The sequence below is a fragment of the Streptomyces sp. SID1328 genome (assembly GCF_009865595.1).
GTDB classification, from domain to species: domain Bacteria; phylum Actinomycetota; class Actinomycetes; order Streptomycetales; family Streptomycetaceae; genus Streptomyces; species Streptomyces griseoluteus.
This window is the reverse complement of the sequence record NZ_WWKH01000065.1, coordinates 1-9,603: the sequence shown is the minus strand read 5'-3', so window position 1 is coordinate 9,603 and position 9,603 is coordinate 1. Positions and strand designations below refer to the sequence as shown.

The window sequence follows — 9,603 nt, the reverse complement described above, 5'->3', positions numbered from 1 at the left end:
CCGGACCCTGCTGTACAGCCCGGCCTCCGGACGCGGCAGCCCGTGCGCGGAGAGGTCCGGGGTGCTGAGGCGGGCCAGGGGCCGGGCGAGCCGGTCCACCAGCCGCACCGGCAGCCGCCGCACCACGATCCCGGTGTACTGGGCCGCCCAGCCGGCCGTGGAGCGGCGCACGATGTGCGGCGCCGTCCGTACCGCCAGCCGCACCCGCGAGGCACCGCCCGCCACGAGGTCCACGGCGATCTCCGCCCCGGTGTTGCCGACCCCGACCACCAGCACGTCCCGGCCCTCGTACGGCTTGGGGTTCCGGTAGGACGAGGCGTGCAGCAGCTCCCCCTCGTAGCCCTCGGCGCCGGGCCACTCCGGCAGGCGCGGGGTGTGGTTGTGGCCGGTGGCGACCACCACGGCGGCACCGGTCAGCTCGCGGCCGCCGGAGGCGTGCAGCAGCCAGCCCGCTCCGTCCGCGGCCTTCTCCACCCGGAACACCTCGACGCCGGTGACGATCTCCAGCTCATGGTGCTCCGCGTACTTCTCCAGGTACCGGACCACGTCGTCCCGCGCCACCCACCGTCCGAACCTGCGCGGCATCGCGAGGCCCGGCAGCGCCGACAGCCGCCGGGTGGTGTGCAGCCGGAGCCGGTCGTAGTGCCGCCGCCAGGACGCCCCCACTCGGTCGCTCTTCTCCAGCACCACCGCCCGCACCCCGCGCGCCCGCAACGCGTACGCGACCGCCAGCCCGCCCGGACCCGCCCCGACGACATAGACGGGACGGTCGGCGGGGGTCGCGGAGAGGTCCGTGAACGAGGGACGCGAGTCGGCCATAGCGCGAGCGTATTCACCCACCCGATTGATGGGTCTCGGTCAAGACCGGAATCGGTTGCGGATTGATCACGGCTGTGTACGGCATGGGGACAGACCGCACCGGAACGCCCACGCCGCGAACGAAATCGCCACGCGTGTGGGGATGTCCGGGACCGAGGATGTGCACATGGAGCCCTGTGACTGGCAGTTGACCGACGACCTCGACGAATTCCTGCGCACCGCAGGTGACTTCCTGCGCTCCAGACCCGCCCTGCACACCGTCACGCTCACGGTCTCCGAGGCGCTGCGCACCCGTGGTCCGTACGCCCACGGCGCCGAGCCGCCTCGCTTCGGCGTGCTGCGCGACGCGGGCGGCCCGGTTCGGGCGACCCTGCTGCACACCCCGCCCCACCCGATCCAGCTCACCCCGCTCGGCCCGCCGGACGCGGCCGCGCTGGCCGGCCGGCTCACGGAAGCGGGCCACCAGGTCCCCGGCGTGTGGGCCGAGCGGGAGACCGCGGCCGCCTTCGCCACCGCCTGGCAGCAGCGCACCGGGGCGAGCACCGAGCAGTCCGAGCGCCAACGGCTCTACCGCCTGGCCGGGTTGACCCCGCCCGACCGCATCCCGCCGGGCCGCGCCCGAGTGGCGGACGCGGCCGACCGGGAGCTGCTGGCCCGCTGGTACGTGGAGTTCGCGGCCGACACCGGCGGCCGGATTCGCCAGGACCCCGCCCAGTGGGTCGACTCCCGCCTCGCGCACGGCGGCGCCACCCTCTGGGAGACCCCGGACGGTACCCCGGTCTCCCTCGCCGGGAACCTGCCGGAGAGCGCCGGGCAGATCCGGGTGGCCCCCGTCTACACCCCTGCCGCCCTGCGCGGCCACGGCTACGCGGGCGCGGTCACCGCCGAGGTGAGTGCGCGGGCGGCGGCGACGAGGGCCGAGGTGCTGCTCTTCACCGACCTGGCCAACCCGGTCTCCAACCGGCTCTACCAGCGGCTCGGCTACCGCCCCGTCGCGGACTTCGCCACCTGGACGTTCGCGGCTCCGGCCGGCTGACGCCCCTCACGGCCACAGCAGCCGCCGCTCCCAGCCGAACTCCGTGCGCCGGTACTCCAGGCGGACGTGACGGCGGTCGGGGTCGCCCTGGAAGAACTCCACCGAGCGGGGGTGGAGGCGGTAGAGGGTCCAGGTGGGGGCCGGGGCGGTGGGGTGCTCGCGGGCGTGGGACCAGGCGGCCTCGGAGGCCCGGCGCAGGTCGTCCAGGGAGGCCAGCTCCTCGCTCTGGCGGCCGGTGAGGGCGGCGGCGAGGGCGCCGGTGGAGCGGGCCTGGAGGTCGGCCCGGGCGGCCTCGGCGGGGGCGGCCGTGACCGGGCCGCGGACGCGGACCTGGCGGCCCAGCGCGGGCCAGTAGAAAGCGAGGGCGGCGTAGGGGTGGGCGATCAGGTCGCGGCCCTTGCGGCTGGTGGAGTGGGTGCCGAAGGTCCAGCCGTCGGCATCGGCGCCGTGCAGCAGCAGGACGCGCACGTCCGGACGGCCCTCCTCGTCCACCGTCGCCAGGGACATGGCGTGCGGCTCGGGCTGGCCCGCTCGCGCCGCGTCGGCCAGCCAGGCGGTGAACAGGGGCAGCGGGGTCGGGGGAGCGGTGTCCGGGTCGAAGGGCCGCAGCTCGGTGGTGTCCGGGGACCAGACCTTCAGGGAGCGCAGCAGTCCGTCGAGTTCGTCGTGTGCCATGCGCCGAGTATCCGTCCCCGGACACGGCGACAGGCGGTGGTCCACGCCGAGGTGGACCACCGCCTGCCAGACAGGACTTGGGGCCGGTGCGAGCGCCGGTCGCTACTTCGTGGGCTTCTTGCCGGTGACTCCCAGGTAGATCAGCAGGGCCAGGTTCGGCTTGATCTCGGTCTGCTTCACGCCCCAGGCGGTGAAGCCCTTCTGGTGGGCCGCGACCGAGGACAGCATGGTGACGAGGGAACCGGCGATCGCCGCCGGGTTCACGTCCTTGTCCACCCGGCCCTTGGACTTCAGCTCGGTGATCGCCTCGGAGAGGGAACCGTAGACCGCGTTGAGGATCCTCATCCGCAGCTTGTTGAACCGCTTGTCGCCCTCGGCAGCCGCCAGGTCGACCACGCGCAGGATCGCGTCGTGGCGCCGGTAGAAGTCAAGGAAGCCGTCCACCAGGTCCTGCGCGGTCTGCCACCCGGCCTTGCCGGTCCAGGTCCGGCCCGCCAGCAGCTCGGTCAGCTCGGCACTCTCGGCGGCCATCGAGTCGGCGATCTCCAGGACGGCACCCTCGACGTCCGGGAAGTACTGGTAGAAGGTCGCGGGCGAGGTGCCCGCCTTCCGCGCGACATCGATGACCTTGACATCTCGGTACGGGGAGGAGCTGAGCATCTCGCTGAGGCAGTCGAGCAGCTTCTGCCGGGTCGCCTGCCCACGCCGGCCGGCCACCCGGCCGTCGACGGTACGCACTTGTCCTGTCATGCCGTCAGCTTACCGACGGGGGGCAGGAGCGCGATTTGGCCGACTGCAAATGGGGTGCGACCTCGGTGAAGGCAAGCTTTCCCTGGTCCTGCGGGGTGCGCGGGTCCCGGTTACTTTGGCGACATGGCCGAAAACAGCGCATCGATGTACGGAGAGGGCACCCCCAGCTGGGCGGACGCCCAGCTCCCCGACGTCGAGGCGGGCAAGCGGTTCTACGGCGAGCTGTTCGGGTGGACCTTCGACGACGAGGACGCCCCCGGCGCCTCCGTCTGGGCCCGGCTGGACGGCGAACCGGTCGCCTCGCTCGCGCCCAAGACCGACGGCCGGATGCCCACCGTCTGGACGGTGTACTTCGCCACCCCGGACGCCCGCGCCCTGGCCCGGAGAATCACGGATGCCGGGGGCCGCCTGATCTCCGGCCCCTTCGCCGTGGCCGACCTCGGCGCCGCCGCCCTGGTCACTGACCCCGAGGGCGCGGTGTTCGGGCTGTGGCAGTCCGACGGCCACCCCGGCTTCGGGCGCCGCGGTGAGCCGGGCGCCTTCGTGTGGACCGAGCTGTACACCCCCGAACCCCGCGCGGCGAACACCTTCTACGGCGACCTCTTCCACGAGGCCCTGTTCGGCTCCGGCGCCGAACCCGACTTCGGCCGCGCCCTGATCACCGACGTCTTCCCGGCCGAGATGCCCGCGCACTTCCTCGTGCACTTCCGCGTCGGCGACCTCGACGCCGCCCTCGACACCGTGCGGCGGCTCGGCGGCCGGGTCCAGGTGCCGCCCTTCGACGCGTCGTACGGACGGGTGGCGGTCGTCACGGACAATCAAGGGGCGTCGTTCGCGCTGCTGACCCGGTGACGGGACGCCGCGGGGGCGGTGAAATGACGGGATAGGGCACGAGACACCCCGATTCGCCACCGGGTTCGCAACCGGCCGCCCGGCCAGGAAGAATCGGGGTGCGTGCCGCCAGGGCGGTGCGGTGGTGAGACGCTGCACTTCGGTCGCGTCCAAAGGCGGAAGACGCGGCTCGTACGGGGAGGTGGCAGGCAAGTGGTGGATCAGCTTACGCAGCACGATCCGCGGCGGATCGGGCCGTTCGAGGTGCTGGGCCGGCTGGGCGCCGGCGGCATGGGGCTGGTCTATCTGGCGCGCTCGGCGTCGGGGCGGCGGGTGGCCATCAAGACGGTCCGCACGGAGCTGGCCGAGGACCAGCTCTTCCGGGTCCGCTTCACCCGCGAGGTGGAGGCGGCCCGCGCGGTCTCCGGCTTCTACACGGCCGCGGTCGTCGACGCCGACCCGCGCGCGGCGGTGCCCTGGCTGGCCACCGCGTACGTCCCCGCGCCCTCGCTCGAGGAGATAGTGAACGAGTGCGGGCCGCTCCCGGCCCAGGCGGTGCGCTGGCTCGCGGCGGGCGTGGCCGAGGCGCTCCAGTCCATCCACGGCGCGGGCCTGGTCCACCGCGACCTTAAGCCGTCCAACGTGCTGGTGGTCGAGGACGGCCCCCGCGTCATCGACTTCGGCATCGCCTCCGGGGTGTCCAACACCCGGCTGACGATGACGAACGTCGCGGTCGGCACCCCCGCCTACATGTCGCCCGAGCAGGCCAAGGACTCCCGCAGCGTCACCGGCGCCAGCGACCTTCGTGCTGCTCAGGCACGGGGAGACGCCGCTCACTCCGCAGAAGCGGTTCTCCGGGAGCGGGGGGAGTGATCCCGCGCTGTCCGAGGTGGGGCGGGAGCAGGCGCGGCTGGTGGCGGAGGCGCTGGCTCGGCGGGGAACCGTACAGGCGGTCGTCGCCTCGCCCCTGGCCCGCACGCGGGAGACCGCCGGGATCGTCGCCGCCCGGCTGGGGCTGGACGTGCGCGTGGACGACGGGCTGCGCGAGACGGACTTCGGCGCGTGGGAGGGGCTGACCTTCGGGGAGGCCCGCGAGCGCTACCCCGACGACCTGACCGCCTGGCTCGGCGACCCGGAGGCGCGTCCCACCGGTGGCGGCGAGAGCTTCGCGGAGACCGCCGAGCGGATCGAGGAGACCCGCGCCCGGCTGGTCACCGAGTACGCGGGCCGTACGGTGCTGCTGGTCACCCACGTCACGCCCATCAAGACCCTGCTGCGCCTCGCCCTGGGCGCCCCGCCCGAGTCCCTCTTCCGGATGGAGCTGTCGGCCGCCTCGCTGTCGGCGGTGGCGTACTACGCCGACGGGAACGCGAGCGTACGGCTGTTCAACGACACGTCCCCCTTGCGTCCCTGAGCCCGGCCGCACCCCGCGCCAGCTCCTCGATCCGGGCCCAGTCCCCGGCGGCCACCGCGTCCGCCGGGACCATCCAGCTGCCGCCCACGCAGCCCACGTTGGGCAGCGCCAGATACTCCGGCGCACTCGCCTGCGCGATCCCGCCCGTGGGACAGAAGCGGGCGTCGGGCAACGGCCCGGCGAGGGACTTCAGATACGCCGTACCGCCCGCGGCCCGCGCCGGGAAGAACTTCATCTCGCGCACCCCGCGCTCCAGCAGCGCCACCACCTCCGAGGTGGTCGACACTCCCGGCAGGAACGGCACCCCGGACTCCCGCATCGCGGCGAGCAGCGACTCGGTCCAGCCGGGGGAGACGAGGAACCGCGCCCCCGCCGCCACGCAACGGCTCACCTGGTCGGGCGTGATCACCGTCCCGGCGCCCACCACCGCCTCGGGCACCTCCTCGGCGATGGCCCGGATGCCGTCCAGCGCGGCCGGCGTGCGCAGCGTGACCTCGATCGCGGGCAGCCCCCCGGCGACCAGCGCCCGCGCCAGCGGCACGGCGTCGGCGGCGTCGGAGAGCACGACGACGGGGAGGACGGGCGCGAGGTCCAGTACGGAGGCGGGGGAGGGCGCGGGTGAGGTCATGGACGCCATCGTGCCCAGGGGAAGCAGCGTGCGCAACGAACGTTGCACATGCTGCAACGAGGCTCGGTGACCGCTCAGTGCACCTCGTCCACCAGCACATCCAGTGCCCATGGCTTCCCGGCCTTCTCCGGCGCCGCCGCCTCCACCTCGTACCCGAGGTCCCGCAGCGCGACGACCAGCTCGGCGGGGCCCTTCGGCGCGGCCCCCTCGGTGAGCAGCGCGCGGACGATACGGCCCTTGGTCGCCTTGTTGAAGTGGCTGACCACCTTGCGGGTGGGCGCGTGCAGCACCCGTACCGTCGCGGTGCGCCCCGCGACCTCGCCCTTGGGCTTCCAGGCGGCGGCGTACGCGGCGGAGCGCAGGTCCAGTACGAGCCCGCCCCCTGCCGCCTCGGGCAGCACCTCGGCCATCGGCGCCCGCCAGTGCCCGGCCAGCGCGCCGAGACCTGGCAGCTTGACGCCCATCGAGCAGCGGTAGGAGGGGATGCGGTCGGTGACGCCGACCGCGCCCCAGAGGCCGGAGAACACCAGCAGCGAGCGGGCCGCGCGGCGCTTGGCGGCGGGGTCGAGGGTGGCCAGGCCGAGGGCGTCGTAGAGGACGCCGGTGTAGATCTCGCCCGCCGGGCGGGCGCCGGCCGTGAGCAGAGCGGCGTTCTTGGCGACCTCGCCGCGCAGTCCCTCGCTCAGTCCCAGTACCTCGCGGGCCTTCTCCTCGTCCCCGGCGCACAGCTCCACCAGCTCGGCGAGCACGGCCTGCCGGGCGGCGGCGAGACCGGGCAGGGACAGCGAATCGGGCTTCAGCGGGGCACCCCGGCCCGAGGACGCCTTACCCTCCGACGGGGGCAGCAGGACCAGCACGGACAACTCCTTCTCTCGGCCTCCGCGCCAGCGTACGGGCCCCGGGCGCCGGTCCGTGCCGCCCGCCCGGCCCGGTACCATGGTCGGCACGGCAGACGAGCCGGGCGGACGGCCGCGTGGAGTCCCTTACGGGGCTTCCCGAGGAACGTCCGGGCTCCACAGGGCAGGGTGGTGGCTAACGGCCACCCGAGGCGACTCGCGGGACAGTGCCACAGAGAACAGACCGCCTCGCGCCTCGGCGCGGGGTAAGGGTGAAACGGTGGTGTAAGAGACCACCAGTGCTCAGGGTGACCTGGGCAGCTAGGTAAACCCCACCCGGAGCAAGGTCAAAAGGAAACACCCCGGTGTTTCTGCGCGGACGATCGAGGGCTGCCCGCCCGAGTCCGCGGGTAGACCGCACGAGGCCGGTGGCAACACCGGCCCTAGATGGATGGCCGTCACCGGGACGCCCGCGAGGGCCCCCGGTACAGAACCCGGCGTACAGCCCGACTCGTCTGTCGTATCCCCCCCGAGAGGCCCCCCGGGGCTCTACTCCTCGAACAGCACTTCCTGCTCAGTGATCACCGTTTGCCGCAGCCGGCGGTTGCGGGCGCCGATGACCAGGGCCGTGGCCGCCGCTGTGACGCCCAGGGCCGCGGGGACCATCCAGTTTCGGTCGAAGACGTGGCCGAGGAGATGGTCGAGGGAGAGGCGGCCGGGACCGGTGACGGCGAGGCCGGCGGATGCCAGGCCGAGACTCGCCGCGTACTCGTAGCCGCCCTCCTGGGCGAAGAAGCCGTTGGGGACGTGCAGGGCCGCCGCGCCCGCCATCGCGCCGGCCGCCGACGCCCCGGCGAGGGGCGTCGCCAGGCCGAGGGCCAGCAGGACGCCGCCGCCCGCCTCCGCGACCCCCGCCGCCGTCGCGCTCGCCTTGCCCGGGGCGTAGCCCACGGACTCCATGAACTGGCCGGTGCCCACCAGCCCGTGGCCGCCGAACCAGCCGAACAGCTTCTGCGCACCGTGCGCGGCCAGTACCCCGCCGGTGCTCAGCCGGAGGAGCAGCAGGCCCACGTCGCGTCGGTCGTAACAGGTCATGGTGACTCCCTTTCCCTTGCGTCCACCGTCGCACCGGGTACCCCGTCCGGCCTCCCGGACCGGGCGTCCGGGTGGTGCGGGCGGGGTACGTCCGGTGGCAGGGCGCGGGGAGCGGTGTGAGCCTGACGCCATGACGATTCAGCCCGCCAAGCTGCGCGACCCGGCCGTACGGGCCTTCGTGCACGCCGTCAACTCCCATGACCGCGAAGGCTTCATGTCCCTTCTCGCGCCCGGCGCGACCATGGCCGACGACGGCACCGACCGCGACCTCGCCGTCTGGATCGACCAGGAGATCTTCTCCAGCCACGGTCATCTGGAGGTCGACAACGAGTCCCGCGGCGGACGCGCGCTCGTCGCCCGGTACCGCAACGACACCTGGGGCGAGATGCGGACCCGGTGGACGTTCACCGTGGCCGACGACGGGCGGATCTCGCGGTTCGAGACAGGCCACGCATAAGGGGGAAAGGGGCTCGGCGGGGGCTGCCGCACGACCGGTCCATCGGACGTCCATGAGAGTGCAAAGTCCTGGCCGGGGAAACACCTCCCCCGGGTAAGGGCCGTTCGGAGCCGGTGTACGGTCCCCGGGTGCGTGAATGTTCCCCGCTCAGCCGACGTGCCCTTCTCGGTCTCGCGGCGGCCGCCGTCCCCCTGACCGCCGCCGTCCCCGCCTCCGCCGCCGGGGCAAGATCTGCCGGGGCGAGATCCGCGGGGGCGAGCTGGGTGGGCGGTGAGCGGCTCGGGCTCGGCGGGGTCCAGGTACGGGCGGCCGGGCTGCCGAAGAAGCTCACCGCGCAGGCGTGGCTCGTCGCCGACCGGGACACCGGGGAGGTGCTCGCCTCGTACAACGCGCACCGGCGGCTCGCGCCCGCGTCCACGCTGAAGATGCTGTTCGCGGACACCGTGCTGCCCAAGTTCGCCCCCGAGCAGCGGTACCGGGTCACCGAGGCCGACCTCGCCGACATACCGTCCGGGTCCAGCCTCGTCGGCGTCCAGGCCGGGACCACGTACACCGTCGAGCAGCTCTGGCAGGGCGTGTTCCTGCGCTCGGGCAACGACGCGGTGCACGTGCTGGCCCACATGAACGGCGGGATCGCCCGCACGGTCGCCGAGATGCAGGCCAGGGCCGAGTACCTGCACGCCCTCGACACCCATGTGGTCAGCCCGGACGGCTTCGACCACAAGGGTCAGATCTCCTCGGCGTACGACCTCACGCTGTTCGCCCGCGCCGGGCTGAAGAACGCCGACTTCCGGCGCCACTGCGGGACACGTACCGCCGACTTCCCGGCGGGCGGCAAGAAGACCTTCCAGATCCAGAACACCGACCGCCTGCTCACCGGCGCGTGGGGGCTGCGGCCGTACGCGGGGCTGCTCGGCGTCAAGAACGGCTACACCAGCCACGCGGGCAACACCTTCACCGGCGCCGCCACCCGTGGCGGGCGCACTCTGCTGGTCACCGTGATGCACCCGGCCGAGGGCAGCAACGCGGTGTACGAGCAGACCGCGGCCCTCCTCGACTGGG

Annotated in this window: 10 protein-coding genes, 1 other RNA gene and 2 pseudogenes; 7 read left to right on the top strand and 6 right to left on the bottom strand. The window is 73.5% G+C overall.

The annotated features are described in order from the left end of the window. Window positions 1-819, bottom strand: an 819-nt coding sequence (locus tag GT030_RS02100) for an NAD(P)/FAD-dependent oxidoreductase (RefSeq protein ID WP_161199544.1), incomplete at its 3' end; no start/stop codon positions are given. Between the two features lie 166 nt (window positions 820-985). Between GT030_RS02100 and GT030_RS02095 the strand changes: the two genes are divergently transcribed. Further along, the gene (locus GT030_RS02095) at window positions 986-1,855 is read left to right on the top strand and encodes a GNAT family N-acetyltransferase (RefSeq protein ID WP_161199543.1); all 870 of its coding nucleotides are present in this window, start codon (window positions 986-988) and stop codon (window positions 1,853-1,855) included. Window positions 1,856-1,861: 6 nt separating this feature from the next. Here GT030_RS02095 and GT030_RS02090 read toward each other — a convergent pair whose 3' ends face one another. After that, entirely contained in the window at window positions 1,862-2,530 is a 669-nt protein-coding gene (locus GT030_RS02090; RefSeq protein ID WP_161199542.1) for a pyridoxal 5'-phosphate synthase, read from the bottom strand. 102 nt (window positions 2,531-2,632) lie between these two features. Next, window positions 2,633-3,280, bottom strand: a complete 648-nt coding sequence (locus GT030_RS02085; RefSeq protein ID WP_161199541.1) for a TetR family transcriptional regulator — start codon at window positions 3,278-3,280, stop codon at window positions 2,633-2,635. 123 nt (window positions 3,281-3,403) lie between these two features. Between GT030_RS02085 and GT030_RS02080 the strand changes: the two genes are divergently transcribed. The 3 genes and pseudogenes from GT030_RS02080 to GT030_RS02070 form a co-directional block, all read left to right on the top strand. Continuing rightward, a complete protein-coding gene (locus GT030_RS02080; RefSeq protein ID WP_161199540.1) occupies window positions 3,404-4,132 on the top strand; it encodes a VOC family protein in 729 nt (242 codons plus the stop codon). A gap of 192 nt (window positions 4,133-4,324) precedes the next feature. After that, window positions 4,325-4,912, top strand: a pseudogene (locus tag GT030_RS02075) (serine/threonine-protein kinase); the annotation flags it as partial. Beyond that, window positions 4,902-5,525, top strand: a pseudogene (locus tag GT030_RS02070) (histidine phosphatase family protein); the annotation flags it as partial. The pseudogenes GT030_RS02075 and GT030_RS02070, both read left to right, overlap by 11 nt. Here GT030_RS02070 and GT030_RS02065 read toward each other — a convergent pair. Continuing rightward, window positions 5,497-6,153, bottom strand: coding sequence for a bifunctional 4-hydroxy-2-oxoglutarate aldolase/2-dehydro-3-deoxy-phosphogluconate aldolase (locus tag GT030_RS02065; RefSeq protein ID WP_161199538.1), 657 nt, complete (start codon window positions 6,151-6,153; stop codon window positions 5,497-5,499). The pseudogene GT030_RS02070 and the gene GT030_RS02065 overlap by 29 nt on opposite strands. Before the next feature lie 74 nt (window positions 6,154-6,227). Continuing rightward, window positions 6,228-7,010, bottom strand: a complete 783-nt coding sequence (gene yaaA, locus GT030_RS02060; RefSeq protein ID WP_161199537.1) for a peroxide stress protein YaaA — start codon at window positions 7,008-7,010, stop codon at window positions 6,228-6,230. Between the two features lie 96 nt (window positions 7,011-7,106). Here yaaA and rnpB point away from each other — a divergent pair. Next, an RNA gene (gene rnpB, locus GT030_RS02055) (RNase P RNA component class A) lies at window positions 7,107-7,507 on the top strand. A 31-nt stretch (window positions 7,508-7,538) separates the two neighbouring features. On the opposite strand, the gene GT030_RS02050 is transcribed toward rnpB, so the two are convergent. Beyond that, a complete protein-coding gene (locus GT030_RS02050; RefSeq protein WP_161199536.1) occupies window positions 7,539-8,084 on the bottom strand; it encodes a DoxX family protein in 546 nt (181 codons plus the stop codon). A 130-nt stretch (window positions 8,085-8,214) separates the two neighbouring features. Between GT030_RS02050 and GT030_RS02045 the strand changes: the two genes are divergently transcribed. Both GT030_RS02045 and GT030_RS02040 read left to right on the top strand, forming a co-directional pair. Continuing rightward, the gene (locus GT030_RS02045; RefSeq protein ID WP_161199535.1) at window positions 8,215-8,541 is read left to right on the top strand and encodes a nuclear transport factor 2 family protein; all 327 of its coding nucleotides are present in this window, start codon (window positions 8,215-8,217) and stop codon (window positions 8,539-8,541) included. A gap of 128 nt (window positions 8,542-8,669) precedes the next feature. Then, window positions 8,670-9,603, top strand: a 934-nt coding sequence (locus GT030_RS02040; RefSeq protein ID WP_346009541.1) for a serine hydrolase, incomplete at its 3' end; no start/stop codon positions are given.

What these genes read in the sequence shown, in the direction of transcription:
- GT030_RS02095 (WP_161199543.1), top strand. Translation starts at nt 986, where the DNA reads ATGGAGCCCTGTGACTGGCAGTTGACCGACGACCTCGACGAATTCCTG.
- GT030_RS02090 (WP_161199542.1), bottom strand. Translation starts at nt 2,530, where the DNA reads ATGGCACACGACGAACTCGACGGACTGCTGCGCTCCCTGAAGGTCTGG.
- GT030_RS02085 (WP_161199541.1), bottom strand. Translation starts at nt 3,280, where the DNA reads ATGACAGGACAAGTGCGTACCGTCGACGGCCGGGTGGCCGGCCGGCGT.
- GT030_RS02080 (WP_161199540.1), top strand. Translation starts at nt 3,404, where the DNA reads ATGGCCGAAAACAGCGCATCGATGTACGGAGAGGGCACCCCCAGCTGG.
- GT030_RS02065 (WP_161199538.1), bottom strand. Translation starts at nt 6,153, where the DNA reads ATGACCTCACCCGCGCCCTCCCCCGCCTCCGTACTGGACCTCGCGCCC.
- GT030_RS02050 (WP_161199536.1), bottom strand. Translation starts at nt 8,084, where the DNA reads ATGACCTGTTACGACCGACGCGACGTGGGCCTGCTGCTCCTCCGGCTG.
- GT030_RS02045 (WP_161199535.1), top strand. Translation starts at nt 8,215, where the DNA reads ATGACGATTCAGCCCGCCAAGCTGCGCGACCCGGCCGTACGGGCCTTC.